Origin of the sequence: Janthinobacterium sp. B9-8, assembly GCF_000969645.2 — a bacterium.
Classification (GTDB): Bacteria; Pseudomonadota; Gammaproteobacteria; order Burkholderiales; family Chitinibacteraceae; genus Iodobacter.
Map to the genome: position 1 here is coordinate 2,200,672 of NZ_CP014222.1, position 20,904 is coordinate 2,221,575.

The following is a 20,904-nucleotide window of genomic DNA, read 5'->3' on the forward strand; positions in this document are numbered from 1 at the left end:
TGCGTATCATTTTTTTACAATCTAAAAGCTCGCCTAGGCCGGGCCAATCAGTGATTCATTTTAAGGATCATCTGATCGTCTTTTAGCGTCACCTCAAAGCGCTTAATCACATTCATACCGAGTAATATTTCATCACCCAGCTGCGGCACTACGCCTACGGTCACCTGATTAAACTCAAAAGGCCCAAATGAAAACTGCTCAAGCTTAGACTGGTATCCCTGCACCACGCCATTTGCAGTTTGCGACATAAAAGGCTGGCCTTCCTTAAGCTGTAAGCGCTTTGCCAGCGACGCGCCCAAAGTCATTGCTGTTGCGCCTGTATCAATAAGCAACACCACAGGTTGGCCATTTATGCGGCCATTTAAACGAAAATGCCCATCTCTGGAGCGCTTTAAAATAAGTTGCTGCCCCTGCCCTGAACTTAGGGATGTCCGTGTATTGGGATTGTATTGATACGCTAAAAAAGCATTAAATCCCCAGTAAATGCCACCTGCCACCAATAGCCACACTAAAACAATAGACAACGTCGAACGCATACCTTCCCTTATTACATACGATTTAATAATTATTTAAATCAAGCACATCGCCCATATAGCTGAGCGTATGCCGTCCTGCGGCTTTGGCCTGATACAAAGCGGCATCTGCGGCGGCTATCACCTCATCTATATTTGATCCGTTTTCAGGAAACCAAGCCAGACCAATGCTCATTCCTGTTTTAACTTGCTGTCCGTCAATAAACACAGGTTCATCAAAGCCCTGTAAAAGACGCTGACAAATGCCAATTGCATCGTTCCGGCTAATGGGCCCGGCAAAGATCATGGCAAACTCGTCCCCGCCCAAACGCGCCACCGTATCGCACTGGCGCAAAGCATCCATTAAGCATAAAGCAACCATTTGCAGCAGCTGATCCCCGGCACCATGGCCCATACTATCGTTGATTCGCTTAAAATGATCCAAATCAATGAGTGCCAATGCAAACTCGCCCCCCTGCTGCTGGGCTTTGCCAAACACGTGCAATAAGCGTTCTTGAAACATTCGCCGGTTAGGCAAGCCTGTTAAGGCATCGCTATACGCCATTTCTTCAAGCTTGCTTTGGCTGGCCCGTAACTGCTCAAATGTTTGCTGATGTTTTAATATTTCAAGCGATAGCTCTTTTGTTCTTTGATTTACTTTTTCTTCCAAAGTAGCACGATATAATTCGGCCTCTTGTAAACGCGCCGTTTTTTCTGCAACAGCCATATTAAGCGCAGCCGTTGTGGCTTTTTTAAGGCTATTTACTTTTTCAGCTAAAGCCTGCGAAAATAAAATGGCACTCCATGCCCCTGCAATAAAATAAAATATCATATTAAAGCGATTAGCTTCAATAACGCCCTGAGTCAACAATACCAATAAAGTGCTACCAATCAGCGTAGGCCCTTCACCCAGTAAATAGTATCTGGCCCATATCGAGCCCTGATAGCTAAGATATGCAGACATCGCCAATACCAAAGGCAGCCATACCGCCCCCGCCCATTGAGTGAACAGCTCAGCCCAGGAATATTCGTGGATAAATACCAGAAGAAATGCACATAAATAGACAACAACAACGCCATACAAAACATAATCAAACCATTTTCTTTTTTCTGCATCACCCAATAAAGAAATAGCAAATAATATCGAGAAAATACCCGCAGCTGCACTGATACATGAAGATAACCCCTTGTAGCGATGAAACTCACTCGTCCATAAAACATTTAAATCAAGACCATTCACATTGATCGCATAAAACATATAACTGAGTATGGCGAAAAAATACAATAAAAACATTTTATCTTTCAATCTTAAATAAATAAGAAGATTATAGAAAGACAACCCAAGCATAATTCCAAGCAATATGCCGTAAAAAAGATACTCACTCAAAGTTAAATCTATCCATTGTTCCTGCTGCCATATTTTCACAGGAAAAACAAAAGCACTATGCACGGTTGAGCGCCAATAGATCACCATGCTTTGATGTTGATTAAATTCAATAGGATAAAAAAATGGCCGACCGGACAAAGGGTGAGCCGAAAAAGGCTCATATTTTCTTGAGATATGCTCAATATACTGGCCATTTTTATCCGGCGCATAAAACAATAACTCAACAGGGCTAAATGTCTGGTAATCCAACCACCAGCGTTTTGGCGCATCGTGGCTAAGCTGCAGCTGAATACGAAACCAAACCGGGTGACGAATCTGCGCCAGCACATTACGCCCCCCCGCAGAGACAAACTCAGCGTGGCTACGCACATCGCCCAGCTTCATTTTTCCTGAAGTATCAATAAAGTATTCAATATTTGAATTGATATATTCAGCGCTACTTTGGCGATGCAAAAGAAAAGACGAGGTGGGGTCACTCGCCTGGCCCACAGAAAACAGGCCAAATAAACAAACAATGAGTATGAAGACTTTAAGCATTCTTAGTGGCTACACGTTTTAGAAAACATAAGTTCAACACTCTATAGACAGGTAATTGGTGTAAATATAACAAAACTCCACACAAATTTCTGTCTTTGTTCTTACTTGACAAGATAGAATTACTAAAGCACAAAGTTATGCCAACACACTAAACACGGCCATTAGCCCAATTACCTGCTCACTCAGATGCAGGTAAACCATCCATCACAAACCAAAAATCCCTTTTAATAAATCCACCGCATCCGGTGACTTTGGCTTGTCCTGTGGCGGCCGCTCGCCAGGGGCTTGCTCCATCCCTAGCATGCCCACCATGCTAGTCGCCATTGATTTCAGCCGTATTTTTGCCGCCCACTGTGGATTCCACACGGCTTTGGGATCTTTAGGGCGAGGAGGATAAGCAAGATTGAGCTCATCACCGTAAGCAATCAGCCGCAGCATGCCTTGGCCTAGCGCTTCTTTGGGGGCTTTGCATTCTGTACTTTGGGCGGGAAGTAATACTTTTTCTTTCAGCCAGCGATCTATCGCGGCATTAGGCTGGTAATCGAGCAGACCAAAGCCCGCATCGGGCAGCTCGCTAGACGTCCAAAACACCATTTCATCTTGATTCTTCATACTCATACTGGCCATAAACCACGCCCTAGCTTGCGGCATGGCCTGCCAGTTAAACACCACCGCCTGCCCTTCATCCCGCTGCTTTAAATCAATCGCGGGCATTAAATCATGCTGGGCATCCAGATTAAACTTAAAGCCTTCCGGCACACCATCGCCACTCAATTCATGCTCACCTTGCAAAGACGCACCATCGGGAATCATGCGGCTATCGCTTTTATTGGGCCAGACCGGGCGACCCGGTGTGCTGTGCGTACCCCGTGTTGTGGCACGGCGGCTTTGAAAGACCTTGGCAAACTCGGCCATATTCGCCGTCGCCATATCTAGTACACGCGGCTGGCCTTTACGCACCTCGCTACCACAGCCCCAATAGAGAAAAATTTTACCCTTAGGGCGTTGAAACTCGGGAGGAGGAAGCTCTTCCTCTGATTCAGTCAGCGGCACAGGCTTGCCTTCTTGTGGACTTAGCAAACTCAGCTGCGGCGCAAGCTGGCTGCCCTGCGGCACTTTTTGCACGCCCTCTTGCAAGCTTGGATTTTTACGGGTGGAAAGCGTGACATCCATCCAGCGCCCTGCTGAAGCGCCTTGAGTATTTCCAAAAGTATTCCCCCCCTTGCCCTGCATCCCACCAAGCAAGCTACCTACAGATCCCATACCAATAGGCATCATGGAGCCAGAATAAGTGGCTAAATCAATCCAGACTTGAGCGACAGGTGGTGTAGATTTAGGCGGCGTGGCAGCAAACGTCATGCCTACACAGCCCAGTACACAAAAAGAGATGGCACGCATAAAGACCTCGACTCAAGAGCAGGGATTGCTCCTAGTTCTAGTCGAGAATAGGCAGGGGGTAAAGAGAATGCTCAGGGGGCATGCCGCTTACCCCCTACAGATCACCAGCTAGAGCGCAAGCTCACTTAGCCCAAGCGCCACGCCGTGCCTTGCCCACCTTGGCGGGTTTGCGGCTGGTGTTTTGCTTTTGCAAGAGCTTATCGATCTCTTCAGAGGTCGATTGCATCAGTGACTCGGCCATTTCGCCACTAGGGAAGGTATCTGGCATTCTGAAACCCAGCCATGCGTAGGCAGAATACAGCTTGCAAGTGTCTTCCAAGTATTGCAATTCATTACGCCCACCCATACCATCCATGCGTAAGAGTGGCACGGCACGGCACTTGGCACGGGCTTGCGTCCAGTCTTTAAACGCCGATTCCAGCATGGCAAACTTAGTGGAAATAGGGCAAAGGCTGAATACAAAGCGATCGGTCAGCGGCAGAGTCAGCGTATCCAACCAGCGGGCTTTTTCTATTTGCTCGCTTAGATTAGCAGGCAAGAAGAATTCATCGTGCACATTAATATGCTTGGCAAATAACTCCAGCAGGGGTTGCAATTTGGTCTCGCCGGTTGCACCAGAAATTTGCTGCAGATAATCCAGATTTGGCGACACAAAGAAGCCGGTGCTGGGCAATGGCTCTGGCGCTTGCTTGAGTAATGCGGCAATCATCTGGTGCGTTTTCGCGTCCAGCCCTGCCACAAAGCCAGATTCGTGCTCGCCAAAGCGCCCTGCCCGCCCGGCAATTTGCTTCGCCAGCGAGGCGGCAATGGTGCCTTCGGCGTAGCCATCCCATTTATTGGCCGTGGTAAAAATAATCCGTCTAGCGGGCGTGTTGAGGCCCATGCCGATAGCGTCTGTACCCACGACAATTTTGGTGGTCCCATCGATAAATCGCTCAGCCTGCGCTTGGCGCACTTCAGGGGATAAATTGCCGTAAATCGCCGACACTTTAAAGCCCTGCTCAATCGCCTGATCGCGCCAGTTCAATACTTCTCGGCGCGAAAATGCAATCAGCACATCGCCAGCCTGCAAATTAGATAAAGAACCTAGCGGTTTTTTCTCCATTTCCAGCGGCGACATGCGCTGCAATTTGCGCACTTCTAATGTGCCGCCCACCCGCTTAACCAAAGATTCAATCGCGGGCTGTGCCTCCAGCGCGCCAAGCAAATACACGGTGCTAGCGGGCACGCCACACACCGCTGCCGTCCAAGCAGCGCCTCGGTCTTGATCTTCTAAGAGTTGGATTTCATCGATCACCGCGACTTCAATCACACGATTAGGGTTGAGCATTTCTACTGTGCTGGCCACATGGGTGGCTTCGGGGTGCAGCTTTCTTTGCTCGCCAGTAATCAGGCTGACCGCCACACCCGCGTCTGTTAAACGACGGTAATTTTCTAAAGCCAACAAACGCAGCGGGGCCAGATATACGCCAGACTTGGCTTTCATCAAATGCTGCATGGCCGCGTGGGTTTTACCCGAATTGGTCGGGCCAAGAATGGCAATAAAGTGCCGTGGCATGGCTTGCGCTACGGTAAATGATTCGGGATACAGCGATAAATTCACTGCATTATGGGTTTTGTCTGCCTGGCGCGTGGCCGCCTTGCCGCCTTTCAGCGCATCGATCCGATCCAGTGCCAGTTGGCAACGGAAACGCGCCAGCTCGTATTTAGCCTGAAACGCCGTCAGCGTTGCGGTGGGGTCGAGATCAAAATCGCGGGCAATCGCCAGCACTTGTTCGGCACAGTGCGCAAGCTGCGCTTCTAACTTGGCGCGGGCCTCGTCATTCCAGCGCGCTTTAAGCATGGCAAAACGTGCGGCAGTATCGAGCTTGCGCCACTTGCTGCTTTTTCCCAAAAAGCCTTCATCAGGAACCAGATGATAAGCAATCTGCCGCCCAGCCAGCTCGATTACCCCCTGCACCGAAACAGCGTAACAGCCATCAGTCGTCACCAAGGTAGCGTGATAGCTTTGTAGATAATCGTTAATTAAGGAAAGGTCCGGGGAGTCGATCAGGGATTCAGTCATGGCTTCGCTATGGTCATATAAAAGGTGGCTAAGAGCCTTGACCGCAGTATACAGCAGCAAAGACGGCGGCTCTGTATGAGCCGCCGTCAGTTTCACATCCAATCTAGCGCCTTAAATCAAGGCGCTACTTACTTGGCCTGATTACGTGTCATATACAAACTAGCAATCACGCTACCGCCAATTAAGCCCGCAACCACCGTTAATGAAACGGCAATAGGCATATGGAACCAAGGCATGATCAGCATTTTGGTACCGATAAAGGCCAGCACCAAGGCCAAACCATATTGCAATAAGTGAAAGCGATCGGCCATATCCGCCAATAGGAAATACAAAGCTCGCAAACCCATAATCGCGAATATATTAGAAGTAAAGACAATAAATGGATCGGTTGTAATTGCAAAAATAGCCGGAATAGAATCAACCGCAAATACCACATCCGAGATTTCAACCAAGATCAGCACCAAAAATAGCGGCGTGAAATAGCGAATGCCATCTTTCTTCACTACAAACTTTTCGCCATGATGGTCATCAGAAACACGCAGATATTTACGCGCAATCTTAAGCACTGGGTTCTTAGTCATATCCGGCTCTTCTTCTGCCACAAACAACATCCGAACACCTGTTACCAGCAAGAATGCGCCAAACAGATAAAGCACCCAGCTAAATTCTTGCACAACCCATGCGCCAGCCAAAATCATCACTGCCCGCATCAGCAATGCGCCCAGCACGCCATAAACCAAGACGCGGCGCTGAAATTCAGCAGGTACATTAAAGGCTGTAAAGATCAGCAAGAAGACAAAGACATTATCAACAGAGAGCGATTTCTCGATCAAATAGCCAGTAAAGAATTCTAAAGCCTTGCGATCAGCAATCTCTGCCCCTACCGTGCCATTTAAATACCACCACATGCCGGCATTAAACAGCAGCGCTAAGCTCACCCAAACCAAAGACCAGCTTAAAGCTTCTTTTACGCTGACTTTATGTACCTTGCTGCCGCCAAAAACAAATAAATCAAGGGCAAGCATCACCAGCACAAAACCTATAAAGGCGGCCCACATCCACGGCTCACCTATTGAGATGGCTGCATTCACATTGATACTCCTCTTTAAAATACATTATCAAAAAGGCCGGAAGGCCCTTACTCAAACCACACCTAACTGCAATTTAATACCCACGTTTAAGCAGGCTAATACGCTCACCCAGCGTGGAGTGCGACATCAATAAATGTCTTAGCCCGCTACTGATGCTGCCTTTAATGCCACATACCGCCATTTTTTCCGGCGGAGGCCACCAGCGCTCGCTATTTAAGCGCTCCAGCGCTGCAATCATTGCAGCTCTTTTGGATAGCGCCGCTCCTCCTGCATCAGCCCGAAACTCCAGTTGGCGGGAAAAGCGCATCAGCAGCAACACCACCAAGACACTAAAAAACAGCTCAGCACCTAGCATCATCATCAGTAAGGCCATTTCGCCAGTCTGATTAAAAAACAACCCTGATATGCCGTAAGCACTTAATACGGAAAAATAAAACAGGCCTAGGTTTAGCGCCCCCTGATACGCAATCAGCCTAGACATATCATGTCGCGCAAGATGGCTGATTTCATGCCCTAGCACCGCTTCGGTCTCATCCCTTGGCATAAAGCACAACATGCCGCTTGATACCGCAATCATGCTGCGGTTTATGCCTGAGGCAAACGCATTGATATCCACAGAATCATAAATACCCACTTTGGGGCTGCGAATTCCAGCCTGCCTGGCTTGTTGTGCAACGATGCCTAACAACCAGTCTTCCATCGGGTTACGGGGCGTTTCGATAAATTTCGTGGCGAGTGATTGCCGGGCTTTGTATCTTGAAATAAAAAAAGCACAATAAGCGCAGAGCAAAGACGCTCCAGCCAAAGCAATAAAATTCAATAGTGATGGTAGTGCAGACCCGTATAAATCAAGGCGAAGGGCGTAAAAAGCAAGCACAAGCAAAAGCATCATAGCCAAATTGCTTAAAAAAAATGCCCCCATCCTTTTCATGGATAACCCCTTACCTCTCCTCTGCATGCTTTTATCAGACAAGCCAACACAGAGCAGCTTTAATTCACATAGCCAAACGTAACTCAAGCCCAACAATAAGATTTACGCTTTCCCCTTACCCCATCAATAAACCTGCCTGTAGCAACAAGCACGATTCCACACATAGGCTAAGCTGTAAGCTTACCGCGTTTATCCTTCCCCCTTACAAGCCATGCCTTCGGATATACGACCGGTCATTTCAAGCATCCGCCAGATTAAGGCCTCTGTATCAGAGCGGACCCTACTGCGGCCTTAAAAGTAATAAAGGAAAACAACTTAGTCATTCTAGCCTTGCTTTTACACAAAGAAAAACAGATTATTCTTTGCGTATTAATCGTAAAAACTTGATGGAAAAAGCCATTATGCTCAACTATAAGCAGCTTTATTACTTCTGGAGCGTTGCCAAAGCAGGCAGCATTACCCGTGCAGCCGAACAGCTACACCTCACCCCGCAAACCATCAGCGGCCAGCTGGCAGAGTTAGAACGCTCCTTAGGCACAGATTTATTTCGCCGCACCGGTCGCCGACTAGAGCTGACTTCAGCCGGAAAAATGGCCAATGAGCATGCCCGGGAGATTTTTCAGATTGGTAACGAGCTAGAGCAAACACTCAAGAGAGGTAGCACCGAGCAATCATTTCGAGTCGGCGTGGCCGATGCCGTACCAAAATCCATCGCCTATCAACTCCTCGCCCCCGCCATCGCCTTGGCTGAGCCGGTGCGGCTGATTTGCTATGAAGACAAGCTGGAGCGCTTATTTGCCGAGCTCGCCATCCATAAATTAGATTTAGTCATCGCCGATCAGCCATTGCCATCCGAGCTGGGCGTAAAAGGCTATAACCACTCACTTGGGCAGTGCGGCATTGCCCTCTACGCGGTGCCAGAGCTTGCGGCCCGTTATCGTGAAGGGTTCCCTCGCTCGCTCAATGGCGCCCCCTTGCTACTACCAGGCGATAAAGTAGCGGTGCAAACGCCGCTGCTGCGCTGGTTTCAAGAACAAGATCTGCAGCCGCGAATTGTCGGGCAATTTGATGATAGCGCCCTGATGAAAGCATTTGGCAGAGCCGGTGCAGGTGTGTTTCCTGCTCCGGCCATCATGGAAGAAGAAATCCAAAAACAACAAGGAGCCGAGCTAATCGGCCATATCAAGTCTGTAGTCGTAAATTACTACGCTATTTCAGTAGAAAGACGCCTCACTCATCCGGCGGTGCTGGCGGTTAGCGAAGCCGCCAGGCAATCCATATTTGCAAAAAAATAACTTAGCCTAGGCGGCAGCTGCACGCCGCACCTCGCCCAGCCATTGTTCTCGCCGCTTAATGGTCGAACCCACCACAGGCCCAAAGCTAGAAATGCGCACTGGCTTGACACCGCTAAACTCCAGGATGGTTTTCTTCATCTGATGATGGCCAGGCATGCGGTAAATCCAGCGAAAATACCAAGGCGGTGAATCCATCGTCACTAATAAATGCGCGCTGCGCCCTGCCAGCAATTTATCCCATTGCAATGAATTGACTCGATACTTGAAAGCGAATCCCGACAAGAAAATTCGATCGATAAACCCTTTCATCAAGGCAGGCATGGCCCCCCACCAAATCGGGTAAACAAACACCAAATGCTCAGCCCAAAGTAGAACTTGCTGCGCCGCCAGCAAATCAGGCTCCAGTGGCTGAATCTGCGTGTAGCCTTTATGTAGCACGGGGTCAAATTGCAAATCGCCCAGCCTAATCTGCCGCACCTCTTTGCCCGCCTGAAGCGCTGCCTGTGTATAGGCCTCGGCCAAAGCGCCGCACAAACTATCCGCTGAGGGATGACCAAGAATCACTAAGGTTTTCATTGCACTGCCCTTTTCAAAAAAAGGACATGCTAAAGCTTGCCCTCAGGGGCAGAGTCAAGCAATACAATCTGCTAGGCTAGCCTGTATTTCCGGGCAGGCGCTGATTTCCAAACTAAGTGCCTCTAGCTGGCTATCCAGCTGCTCAAGACGCTTTATTTCAGCAACAATACTAAGCCGCTTACTGGCCAGCAATTGCTCTAATTGCTGCCAATCTGGCTGACTTTGAGTGCTTTTTAAAAAATGTAGCTCAGACAACTTAAACCCCAGCCCCTGCGCCTGCCTGATTAAACGAAGCAACAACACATCGCGATCAGCATAAACCCGATAAGCCCCAGAGCGCTGTACCGCACCCAGCAAACCCAGCGCCTCATAGTGCCGGATGGCCTTGGGCGATGCACCCGTCAACTTAGCAAGCTCTCCAATATACATAAGCGACTCATCTTAAATAAATTATCAGTAGGCTAGATGATAAGCCCCTCTTTGTACGCCACAAAAAAAATGGCCACAATGTGGCCATTTTATCTCTGCTTTAAATCCTGCTTACTTCTCTACAAAAGCACGCTCAATCACGTAATCACCAGGCTGGCCGATGCGCTTAGAGACTTGGAAACCACGCGCATCGAGTAACGCGCAAGTGTCTTTCAGCATGGCTGGGCTGCCGCAAAGCATGGCGCGGTCTGTTTCTGGGTTGAGCGGTGGCAGGCCGATATCGCGTTCCAATTTACCCGATTCAAACAAATCAGTTAAACGACCTTGGTTACGGAATGGCTCACGCGTCACCGTTGGGTAGTAAATCAGCTTCTCTCTTACGGCATCGCCAAAGAACTCATTGTGTGGCAGCTCTTTTTCAATAAAGTCGGCATAAGCCAGCTCGCTCACTGTGCGCACACCGTGTACCAAAATGATTTTTTCGTATTGCTCGTAAGCGTCTGGGTCTTGAATCAAGCTCATAAATGGCGCAAGACCGGTACCTGTTGAAAGGTAATAGAGATTCTTGGCGGGCTTTAAATCGCTCAGCACCAAAGTACCTGTCGGCTTACGGCTAACTAGGAGTGGGTCGCCTTCTTTCAAGTGTTGCAGACGGGACGTCAGCGGGCCGTCTTGCACTTTAATACTGAAAAACTCCAAAGTTTCGGAGTAATTCGGGCTAGCAATCGAGTAAGCACGCATCAGCGGCTTGCCGTTTACTTCTAGGCCAATCATCACAAACTGGCCATTCTCAAAACGCAGCGAATCATCGCGCGTAGTGGTAAAGCTGAACAAGGTATCGTTCCAGTGGCGAACCGATAACACGTGTTCGGTAGCAAAAGCGCTCATGTTTTTCTCTTTTCAATAACGTAGGGCGGGTTGGAACCCGCCGTTTCAAATAAGTAATACGCTGGCGGCTTGCTCCCGCCCTACACGTTTAAGCCAGCGCAGCAGTCAGCGCAGGCACGGCTTCGAATAGATCGGCAACTAAACCAAAATCAGCCACTTGGAAAATCGCTGCATCAGGGTCCAAATTAATCGCCACAATCACTTTACTGTCTTTCATCCCGGCTAAATGCTGGGCTGCGCCCGATACACCTGCGGCAATATATAGCTCTGGCGCAACAACTGTGCCGGTCTGGCCAACCTGAATCTCATTCGGTGCATAGCCTGCATCCACAGCGGCACGCGTTGCACCAATGGCAGCGCCTAGCTTAGCGGCCAGCGGGTTTAAAATCGCATCAAAGCGTGTTTCTAGCGGACGGCCGCCGGTAATCACCACCCGAGCAGAAGTCAGCTCAGGGCGATCGCTCACTGTATGGGTTGCAGATACAAAACGCGCTTGTGTTTGAGCAGCAGGTGCAGCGTGATCCACAATATTTGCGGCAGGGCCATTGCCTGCGGCATCAAAACTTGTTGCCCGCACAGTAAGTACTTGCACCCCATCGCTGCTTTCTACCGTAGTGAGCACACTACCGGCGTAAGTTGGGCGGATATAAGTCGCTGGGGCGCTAATGCTGATCACATCAGAAATCATGGCCACATCAAGCAGCGCAGCCACACGTGGCAGGGCATTTTTTGCGGCAGCTGAATGCGGCGCTAAAATCACTTGGTACTTTGGAGCCAAATCAAGCAGCAGCGCTGCCACATCTTCGGCCAGCGCGTGCGCCAGAGCAGGTGCATCCACACGAATCACTTCGCTGACGCCTGCGATGCTAGCGGCTTCTGCCGTTACTGCATCCAAGCCATGACCCAGCACTACCAGATGAATAGGGGCGTTCCATGCCGCCGCAGCCGTTACGGCTTGGCGAGTGGCTTTTTTAATTTGCTTGCCGTCGTGTTCGGCCAGAATCAATACAGTCATTTTAGATAGCCCCTACTTCACGCAACTTGCTGACTAATTCAGCCACATTGGCAACTTTAATACCCGCTTTACGCTCCGCTGGCTCAGCGGCTTTAAGCAGCTTTAAGCGCGGCGCGGCGTCCACGCCCAGATCGCTAGCGGCAATGGTTTCAATCGGCTTTTTCTTCGCCATCATTAAATTAGGCAGTTTTACAAAGCGCGGCTCGTTCAAGCGTAAATCTGCAGTAATCACCGCAGGCAATTTAAGCGCCACGGTTTCTGTACCGCCATCCACTTCACGCACTACCAGCGCTTCGCCATCGGCTACGGTAATGCTGGAAGCAAACGCGCCTTGGCCTGCATTCATCAATGCCGCCAGCATCTGGCCAGTTTGGCCCGCATCATCGTCAATCGCCTGCTTGCCTAAAATCACGAGGCTTGGCTGCTCTTTATCGACGATTGCTTTTAATAATTTGGCCACGCCTAGCGGTTGCAGCTCAAGATCACTCTCAAGCAAGATCACCCGATCTGCACCCATCGCCAAGGCATGGCGTAATACATCCTGACATGCGACCGTACCAATAGTGACGGCCACAATTTCTGTAACCACACCGCGCTCTTTCAGGCGCAATGCTTCTTCTACGGCAATTTCGTCGAAGGGATTGATGCTCATCTTAACGCCAGCAATATCCACATCCGATCCATCAGCCTTGATGCGTGGCCTGATGTTGTAATCCACTACACGCTTAACCGCGACGAGAACCTTCATAAATCCCTCCTATTTGCCGCACATTGTAGGGCAAGGTAGAATATCTGGTAAATACCAATCTTTGATAAAGATATTCCATTTTCCAGATATGCATGCTTTAAAGGCATGTATTATAAACAATGCAAAAATCTTAGGACACAGAGAACACTGAGAAATAAGACAAGAAAACCAAGAGAAACCCGAGAAAAACACATTTAAACGAGGCTAAACAGGCTGCGCCTCGATTTTAAACTCAGCCTTTCTCTGTGTTCTCTGTGTACTGCTTTTTTCCTCTGTGTCTACAGATCTTTTTCAGATTTTAACGCCGCAAATCCAGATACCCCATGAACTACACCCTCAGACAGCTCGAAGTATTTACCGCCGTGGCCCGTGCAGAGAATGTTTCTCGTGCGGCGGAGCATTTGGGGATGAGCCAATCGGCCACCAGCACCTCGCTCACCGAATTTGAGCGGCAGTTTCAGATCAAACTGTTTGATCGAATAGGTAAAAAATTACAACTCAATGAGCTGGGGCATATTATTTTGCCGCGCGCCATCGAGCTGCTCGATCGCGCCCATGAAATTGAAGCACTATTTGAAGGGAAAGCAGGCTTTGGCCCAATGCGCATCGGGGCGACGTTGACCATCGGTAATTACCTCGCCACGCTCTTGATCGGCGAATTTATGCAAAACCACCCCGGTTGCCGCATCGATCTGGACGTGCACAACACCGCCAATATTGTTAAAAAAGTCGCAGAATTCGAGCTGGATTTTGGGCTGATCGAGGGCGATTGCTCGCATCCTGATTTAGCGGCGCAATCCTGGGTTGCAGACGAGCTAGTGATTTTTGCCGCACCCGACCATCCGCTCAGCCACAAGGCGGTAGTGACACTAGATGATCTGGTCGCCACGCCATGGATTGCCCGCGAAACCGGCTCGGGCACACGGCAAACGTTTGAGCACGGCATGCGCCATGTTTTATCTCAGCTCAATATCCGCTTGGCGCTGGAGCATACCGAGGCGATTAAACGCGCAGTGGAGTCCGGCATGGGCATCGCCTGTATTTCGCGCCTGGCTTTAAAAGAAGCTTTCCGGCGCGGCAGTCTGGTCGAAATCCCCGTGGCGGGCTTAGATTTTAAACGGCAATTTCACTTTATCTGGCATAAGCAAAAGTACATTACCCCCGGCATGGCGCTGTTTATTGAGCGCTGCAAAGAAGTTGCGGCTGGGGTGACGAGCAGTGATCAGATTATTCTAAAGCCCTAAAAAAGGCTTATACCTTGACGGCTAAAACAAAAGAATGGGTAAAAATGGATTTTCCTAGATTGGCAATACCGCAGTAAGGAGCTCTTATGAAAACCATAAAACGCCAAATTGAGATAAATCGACCACAAGAAGAAGTGTTTGATCTGACGCAAGACTATGCAAAACGCCTTGATTGGGATTCATACCTTGCTAAAGCTTATCTGCTTGGCAATGCTAACGAAGCGGATATTGGCGTCGATTCATTCTGCCAAAACCGATATGGATCAGTGATGATCTCACGCTATATTTCGTTTAACCGCCCCCACGTAGCCGCTGTCACGATGATCAAAGGCCCATTTATCCTTAAACGGTTCAGCGGCGCTTGGAACGTAAAGGAAATCGACAAGCAAAGGTCAAAATTAACTTTTACATACCACTTTGAATTAAAGGGTGGTGTTATTGGTCGTTTATTACTGCCTATTGCTTCTCACTTCTTTTCAAGCGACATGAATAAAAGGCTATTTGCAATAAAACGACACCTCGAATCAAACATAAAACGGCCCTTCTAACGTGAGCCGCATAGTTCATTGATAAGCTATAACGTTCAGCTCAGATAAACCGCTAGCTCCAGCCCCACCTGAACCGTTTTACCTTTTTTGCGCGTCAATATCAGCCAAAGACTCTGCGCCCTTAGGCGTAATCTCGTAACCTACTGCGCCTTCAATCGAGCTGATATGGGATTTCTTGAGCAGAAACTCTTTAACATTGGCATCAAGCAACGCAATAGGATTTGCTGCAATTTTGCGCAAGCCATCGATGCAATGCTTCATAAACAGCGTTTGCGTGCCTCTTTCGGTGATTTTCATAATGCCGTTACGGCCGTAATCTACGTATTTAAGGCCCGAAAGAAGCTTGGCATGCTTCAACACCAAGGGGCTCAGCCTTTTGCTTTTTAAGCCACGGCTTACTTCTTTAAGCGCTTCAAATTCGTCGTCTGTTAATCCAGCATTCATATTGTCATCCTGCCTGTAAGGCTTAAGGGCGGCTATGGTACGCGTCCTGTGTCTGTTGCGTAAACGATGTTGTACAACAATTGTTTTTTAGTGCCTTCGGCACGTTAATTTTGGTGCGGGCGTCCCGCTGGACCTTCCTTTCTTGCGTCGCCAAGAAACGAAGCCAAGCGACTCGAAGTAGCGCCCCGCTTCGCGCGGTTTCCTCTCTGCGGATAAACGAGTCGGCGTCAATTCAACTCGCTTCGCTCAAACACGAATTGACGACCCCTCCGCCCCGTTTATTCCTCGATCGGCTTGTCTCAGGGGAGATAAAAACACCGACGCCACTATTCGTGATTTAAACAAGGATTAGCTGACTACTAAGCAACGTCTATTGCCTAAAAGAACGATTAAACTAACTTTAGCTGCATCATCAATGCGTGGCCTAGTTTTGGGTTTAGTTCATAATTTACAAAGCCAACTGCTTTATAGAGTGAATAAGCAGGTGCATTGCCTTCCAGTACTTCTAAAGTAATTTTGCAACAAGCTAGGCCACGCGCAATCTCTATCACCTTAGCCATCATCAGCTTAGAAATCCCTTGCCCACGAAAATCAGGATGCACCGCAAAATCATGAATATTAAGCAGCGGCATGCAGGCAAAGGTTGAAAAGCCCTCCATACAAATAGCTAAAGCGGCTGGAGCACCATCGTTAAACGCCAGTACGATATGCACGGTGCTGCGCTTTTTTAATTCGGTAATCAAATGGGCCTGAGCAAAGGATGACAAAGCCTCATGGCCGCCCATAGGATCGAGCGCATATTGGTTTAATAAATACACCACCGCCTCGGCATGCTGTGGGTGGGATAAATCAGCCTGAATGATTTCCAGCATAAGACTTCCTTTATGAGTAACAAAGAGTTTGCCATTTAGTTTGACGCTAAGCAAAGCGCCGCCGCTCAACAAGACTTCGCCTTGTGCGATAATGCGCCCCCTGTTGCAGGGAAAACGCCCTGCCATATATTAAATACAATGCAACAAGGAACACCCATGCAAGCAATCACCCGCGATGTGATGGAATACGATGTTTTGATTGTGGGCGCTGGCCCGGCTGGCTTATCTGCGGCAATTCGCATTAAGCAGTTGGCAGCCAAAGAAAACCAGGAAATCAGCGTCTGTATTTTGGAAAAAGGCGCAGAAGTGGGCGCGCATATCCTCAGCGGCGCGGTGATTGATCCAATTGCACTGGATGAGCTGATCCCGGATTGGAAAGCACTGGGCGCACCGCTTAAAACGCCGGTCACAGATGATCGCTTTATGTTGCTGGATGAAGACCAAGCTTTCCGCATCCCCAACCCACTGCTGCCACCGCTAATGAATAACCACGGCGCGTACATCGTCAGCCTTGGCAATATTTGCCGCTGGCTTGCGACACAAGCCGAGGGCCTTGGTGTAGAAATCTACCCAGGCTTTACCGCCGCCGATGTGCTTTACCACGAGAACGGCGCAGTAAAAGGCGTGGTAACAGGGGATATGGGATTAGATAAAGCGGGCAAGCAAAAAGCCGATTTCGCACCCGGCATGGAGCTGCACGCTAAATACACACTGATCGGCGAAGGTGTGCGTGGCTCGCTGACTAAGGTGCTGGAAGCGCAGTTTAATTTGCGCGATCACGCCGATACGCAAAAATACGGCATCGGCTTTAAAGAGTTGTGGCAAGTTGCCCCCGGCCAGCATCAAGCGGGCCTTGTCAGCCATACACAGGGCTGGCCGCTGGATAACAGCACTGGCGGTGGCTCTTATATTTATCACTTAGAAGACAACTTGGTGGCCGTTGGCTTTGTAGTGCATTTGAACTACAGCAATCCGCATCTCAGCCCCTTTGATGAGTTCCAACGTTTTAAAACGCACCCAAGCATTCGCGGCCTGTTTGAAGGCGGCAAGCGCTTAAGCTACGGCGCAAGGGCGATTTCTGAAGGCGGCCTGCAATCGATTCCTGAGCTGACTTTCCCCGGTGGCGCGCTGATCGGCTGTGCGGCGGGCTTTTTAAATGTGCCACGCATCAAAGGCACGCACAATGCCATGAAGAGCGGCATGCTGGCTGCCGAGGCCGTTGTTGAAGCGCTGGTTGCTGGCCGCAGCAGTGATGAGCTAGTTGCTTATCCGGCAGCGATTAAAGCCTCTTGGGTTTGGCAAGATTTAGATAAAGTCAGAAATATCAAACCGGCTTTGTCAAAATTCGGCAATATTTTTGGTTCAATGTACGGTGGTTTCGAGATGTGGCTGGCCAGCTTCGGTGTGCGCCTGCCTTGGACTTTTAGTCATAAAAAACCAGACCATGCCTGCCTGAAGCCTGCGAACGAATGCACACCGATTAACTATCCTAAGCCGGATGGCAAGGTGAGCTTTGATAAGCTGTCGTCAGTTTATATATCAAACGTAAACCACGAAGAAAACCAGCCCTGCCATTTACGTCTGGCCGATGCGAGCCTTGCAATCAGCGTTAATTTAAAAGACTACAACTCACCCGAAAGCCGCTACTGCCCGGCGGGTGTGTATGAAATCATCAAAAGCGACAGCAGCCCGCGCCTGCAAATTAACGCGCAAAACTGCATTCATTGCAAAACCTGCGACATTAAAGACCCCATGCAAAACATCACATGGGTTACACCAGAAGGCGGCGGCGGCCCGAATTATCCGAATATGTAATAGCTTATGAAAACGCAGGTCTGCAGGTACAGACCTTTTTGGTTTTTATATTACACGCAGGAAAAACCATGATTATTCAGAAACACGTTGTTGATCTGCCTACTCCAACCGGCATGATGCGCACTTATGTGCATCGCCCTGAAGGCGATAAAGCCTATCCGACGATTTTGCTTTATTCAGAGATTTTTCAACAAACCGGCCCGATTGAGCGCTCGGCGCGGCTCATGGCGGGGCATGGTTATGCGGTTATCGTGCCTGAGATATTCCATGAGCTAAACCCCATCGGCACAGTGCTCGCTTATGATCAGGCGGGCAGCGATAAGGGTAATGGCGACAAGGCGAGTAAATCAGTAGAAGGCTACGACAGTGACAATCAAGCCATGATTACATGGCTGGCCAATCAGCCTTGGTGTAATGGGCAAATTGGCGCAATGGGTTTTTGTATTGGTGGCCACTTAGCTTTTCGCGCCGCCTTGCAGCCCCAAGTGAAAGCCACTGCCTGCTTTTACGCAACAGACCTGCATTCCAATGCGATTCCAAACCAGCCCGGCCAACACAGCATGGATAAATTGGCAGATATTTCTGGCGAATTGATGATGTTCTGGGGCAAGCAAGATCCGCACATCCCCGCTACAGGCCGTGCCTTGGTTTATCAAAAGATGAGCGAAGCTGGGCTTAATTTCAGCTGGCACGAAGTGAATGGTCAGCATGCTTTTATGCGTGATGAAGGCCTTCGCTATGACGCGCAATTGGCGATGCGAGGCTACCAGTTAGCTCTGGATTTATTTGGCCGCTGCCTATAAGTGCGCTATAGCACTCCTTGTTAAATAACCAGTGGTGCACACAATAAAAAATTTCAATCACTGGTTTCAGGAATAATTTTTTTAAGTTTGGCATCGGCAATAGATTGATTAAACAATTGCAAATACTTAAGCATATTCATATTCTTTGCAAAGCCAAGATATAAAGTATCTTTAACCAGCGGTTGTTTTAAAATCACAAATTGCGCTTTATTGGCTTTTAACTCCGGGTCTGCATCCACAATACTATCAAGACCAATTTGGCCACTCCCAACCAAAGCACAATCCACTCTGCCATGAAGTAATTTTTTCAACCTCACGGCCGGCATTGCACTCACATCAGCGTTCAATATTTTACTCGCAACGGCTTGATCAAAGACCTCGCCATAGCTTGCCCCCAGATGGACACCGACCAATTTACCTTTTAAGTCTTCTATTTTGCCAAAAGGAAATTCACGGCCCTTTTTCACAACAATATTAATATTGTCGTCAAATAGAGGATCTGAATAATCAAACAAGGCTAATCGCGCCGAGGTTTTAGATAAACCAATTACACCACCACGCCCCTGTAATGCAAACTCATAAGCTCTTCGCCACGAGGTATGCTCAATCTCTAATTTTGTACCCGTTATTTTCGCATGATGCTGTAATAACTGATACAAAACCCCTGCAGATTGCCCCTCCTTATCCTTATAAATCACAGGAAAATAACTATCATCCATATAAATAAGCGGCTCGCCTGCTAATACAAAAAAAGGAAAAAACAAAATAAGTAGTAGTAATTTCACAATCGCCTCACACTAAACCCGATACTGAACCGAATACAGCCCCTTTTGCACCCGTTTGGATGCTTCGAATATCAGCATAGTGTTTAGCTCTGATTTTTATACCTCTATTTTGCTCAGTTTCTTTTTTAAATGATAAGCCCCAAAAATAAACAATAACAGCGCGCTGATCGCGGCCACACTCAGCTGAGCCATATAGCTAGGTGCGGCCCATGCAAAACCTGCCAGTGCACACAACAAGAGCGCTAGCATAGCCCACCGGATAACATCCCTAAGCAGGGCCTGATCGATATAGCGGCACAGCATCCACCCCGTGCTCAATACCCCACCCATCACCGCCCCGGCAATCCCCCAGATTCCCCATAGATACGGCAAACACAACAAAAGTACAGCTTGCACGGCGCTACCACTCAGCTCACAAATTAACGGTGTGCGGGTGTCCGCTGCGGCATAGTAATAGCGGGCGAGCAGCGCATTCCACGCACCAAAAACAATAGACACGGCAAATAAAGCCAATAACGCAGGCAAAGGCCCCAGCGCTAAACCATGCGGGAGAAGTAAATCGACTAAGGCAGGCGCAGCAGCAATTAGGCCCACGGCAGCAGGCAGCGTTAATAATGTGCAGAGCAGCAAACCTGTATCGAGCATTTTGCGTCTGGCAATAGCCCCTTCGCCGCTCATTTTGCCCAGCAAGACTTGATTCAAGCTCATCAGGGCAATCAGTGGAATATTGACCAGTTTACGCGCCAGATTGAGCAGGGTAATGGAGCCCTCGCCCAGAAAAGACGCCACTAGCCGCTCAAGCAGAGTGAGGCCCTGGCTGGCTGCACTGCTGCTCAATAGCGGCCAAAGTTGCCGCCATACCGCGGTATTGTCGCCACGCGAGGCGCGATACCAAGGCCGCCAGCCCATGCGCAAAACAGGCGGCAAGAGCAGCAATACCATCAGGATACTGCCCAGGATAAAACACTGGGCCAGCGTAATCGGGTCGGCATCTTTTTTGGCTAAGCCCAGATAAATCACGACTGGTAAATTAAACAATAAGGAGCCAAGCCCCGGCAGTACAAAACGGCTATTTGCCTGCATGGGGATCGTCAGTATCGCCTGCAAAAACAAACCCGGAATCACCCATGCCAAATAACGTAAAGCCTGCGTGGCTTGCAAACCATCTGCTGCCGATAAACCCAGCCCGATCATTTTCACCAGATAGGGCGCACCCAGCGTGATGCCCAGCGCCAGAGCCAGCCCCAGCAATAAAAAATGCCTGACTTGCCCAGCCAGCCAGTAAAGCTGTGTCTGGACGGGCTGTGCTTGCCACAAAGGCAAAGCAGCAGCAGACAATAAACCGCCTGCCAGCATGGTACGTAATGCCTCTGGCAAAAAAAGCGCGACCAGATAAGCATCTGTTCGCGCCCCCGCGCCCCAATCCGCCACCAGCAGCCATTCACGGGCAAAGCCCGCAAACAAGCCCGCCAGCGTGGCTAAGGTCAGTAAAAGCGTACTACTCAGCACAGCAACACATGG

The 20,904-nt window shown here is 49.2% G+C and carries 20 protein-coding genes; 5 read left to right on the top strand and 15 right to left on the bottom strand.

Annotated features, from left to right (window positions below; all coding sequences use genetic code 11):
* Positions 1-47: 47 nt before the first annotated feature.
* From VN23_RS09880 to VN23_RS09905, 6 genes are all read right to left on the bottom strand, one after another.
* On the bottom strand, positions 48-536 hold the full coding sequence (locus VN23_RS09880; protein WP_046351259.1) for a retropepsin-like aspartic protease family protein: 489 nt from the start codon (positions 534-536) through the stop codon (positions 48-50).
* Positions 537-558: 22 nt separating this feature from the next.
* A complete protein-coding gene (locus VN23_RS09885) occupies positions 559-2,436 on the bottom strand; it encodes a diguanylate cyclase (RefSeq protein ID WP_046351258.1) in 1,878 nt (625 codons plus the stop codon).
* 204 nt (positions 2,437-2,640) lie between these two features.
* Positions 2,641-3,834 carry a hypothetical protein gene (locus VN23_RS09890; protein ID WP_052746514.1) on the bottom strand — a complete coding sequence of 398 codons (1,194 nt, stop codon included), beginning with the start codon at positions 3,832-3,834 and terminating at the stop codon, positions 2,641-2,643.
* Positions 3,835-3,955: 121 nt separating this feature from the next.
* A complete protein-coding gene (locus tag VN23_RS09895) occupies positions 3,956-5,899 on the bottom strand; it encodes a helicase-related protein (protein ID WP_046351350.1) in 1,944 nt (647 codons plus the stop codon).
* A gap of 128 nt (positions 5,900-6,027) precedes the next feature.
* Positions 6,028-6,990, bottom strand: a complete 963-nt coding sequence (locus VN23_RS09900; protein WP_442905434.1) for a TerC family protein — start codon at positions 6,988-6,990, stop codon at positions 6,028-6,030.
* A gap of 73 nt (positions 6,991-7,063) precedes the next feature.
* A complete protein-coding gene (locus tag VN23_RS09905) occupies positions 7,064-7,882 on the bottom strand; it encodes a zinc metalloprotease HtpX (protein ID WP_197433076.1) in 819 nt (272 codons plus the stop codon).
* A 401-nt stretch (positions 7,883-8,283) separates the two neighbouring features.
* Here VN23_RS09905 and nhaR point away from each other — a divergent pair, with 401 nt between their 5' ends.
* Complete coding sequence (nhaR, locus tag VN23_RS09910) at positions 8,284-9,216, top strand: transcriptional activator NhaR (RefSeq protein WP_335339393.1); 933 nt, start codon at positions 8,284-8,286, stop codon at positions 9,214-9,216.
* A gap of 6 nt (positions 9,217-9,222) precedes the next feature.
* On the opposite strand, the gene VN23_RS09915 is transcribed toward nhaR, so the two are convergent.
* The 5 genes from VN23_RS09915 to VN23_RS09935 form a co-directional block, all read right to left on the bottom strand.
* Positions 9,223-9,792, bottom strand: a complete 570-nt coding sequence (locus VN23_RS09915) for an NAD(P)H-dependent oxidoreductase (RefSeq protein ID WP_046351255.1) — start codon at positions 9,790-9,792, stop codon at positions 9,223-9,225.
* A 54-nt stretch (positions 9,793-9,846) separates the two neighbouring features.
* Positions 9,847-10,221: a MerR family transcriptional regulator gene (locus tag VN23_RS09920; protein WP_046351254.1), complete on the bottom strand. Its 375-nt coding sequence runs from the start codon at positions 10,219-10,221 to the stop codon at positions 9,847-9,849.
* A 111-nt stretch (positions 10,222-10,332) separates the two neighbouring features.
* Positions 10,333-11,109, bottom strand: a complete 777-nt coding sequence (locus VN23_RS09925; RefSeq protein WP_046351253.1) for a ferredoxin--NADP reductase — start codon at positions 11,107-11,109, stop codon at positions 10,333-10,335.
* A gap of 88 nt (positions 11,110-11,197) precedes the next feature.
* A complete protein-coding gene (locus VN23_RS09930; protein ID WP_046351252.1) occupies positions 11,198-12,124 on the bottom strand; it encodes an electron transfer flavoprotein subunit alpha/FixB family protein in 927 nt (308 codons plus the stop codon).
* Between the two features lies 1 nt (position 12,125).
* Entirely contained in the window at positions 12,126-12,872 is a 747-nt protein-coding gene (locus tag VN23_RS09935) for an electron transfer flavoprotein subunit beta/FixA family protein (RefSeq protein ID WP_046351251.1), read from the bottom strand.
* A 323-nt stretch (positions 12,873-13,195) separates the two neighbouring features.
* Between VN23_RS09935 and VN23_RS09940 the strand changes: the two genes are divergently transcribed.
* Positions 13,196-14,116, top strand: a complete 921-nt coding sequence (locus VN23_RS09940) for a LysR family transcriptional regulator (protein ID WP_046351250.1) — start codon at positions 13,196-13,198, stop codon at positions 14,114-14,116.
* An 86-nt stretch (positions 14,117-14,202) separates the two neighbouring features.
* Positions 14,203-14,664, top strand: coding sequence for a type II toxin-antitoxin system RatA family toxin (locus VN23_RS09945; RefSeq protein ID WP_046351249.1), 462 nt, complete (start codon positions 14,203-14,205; stop codon positions 14,662-14,664).
* Between the two features lie 78 nt (positions 14,665-14,742).
* On the opposite strand, the gene VN23_RS09950 is transcribed toward VN23_RS09945, so the two are convergent.
* Positions 14,743-15,108, bottom strand: coding sequence for a hypothetical protein (locus VN23_RS09950; protein ID WP_046351248.1), 366 nt, complete (start codon positions 15,106-15,108; stop codon positions 14,743-14,745).
* A gap of 389 nt (positions 15,109-15,497) precedes the next feature.
* A complete protein-coding gene (locus VN23_RS09955; protein ID WP_046351247.1) occupies positions 15,498-15,980 on the bottom strand; it encodes a GNAT family N-acetyltransferase in 483 nt (160 codons plus the stop codon).
* A gap of 156 nt (positions 15,981-16,136) precedes the next feature.
* Here VN23_RS09955 and VN23_RS09960 point away from each other — a divergent pair, with 156 nt between their 5' ends.
* Both VN23_RS09960 and VN23_RS09965 read left to right on the top strand, forming a co-directional pair.
* Entirely contained in the window at positions 16,137-17,795 is a 1,659-nt protein-coding gene (locus tag VN23_RS09960) for an electron transfer flavoprotein-ubiquinone oxidoreductase (protein WP_231743391.1), read from the top strand.
* A 68-nt stretch (positions 17,796-17,863) separates the two neighbouring features.
* Positions 17,864-18,598, top strand: a complete 735-nt coding sequence (locus VN23_RS09965) for a dienelactone hydrolase family protein (protein ID WP_046351246.1) — start codon at positions 17,864-17,866, stop codon at positions 18,596-18,598.
* Between the two features lie 53 nt (positions 18,599-18,651).
* Here the strand turns inward: VN23_RS09965 and VN23_RS09970 are convergent, their stop codons facing one another.
* Complete coding sequence (locus tag VN23_RS09970) at positions 18,652-19,317, bottom strand: substrate-binding periplasmic protein (RefSeq protein ID WP_156455174.1); 666 nt, start codon at positions 19,315-19,317, stop codon at positions 18,652-18,654.
* Between the two features lie 162 nt (positions 19,318-19,479).
* On the bottom strand, positions 19,480-20,892 hold the full coding sequence (locus tag VN23_RS09975) for a lipid II flippase MurJ (RefSeq protein ID WP_046351244.1): 1,413 nt from the start codon (positions 20,890-20,892) through the stop codon (positions 19,480-19,482).
* Positions 20,893-20,904 lie beyond the last annotated feature (12 nt).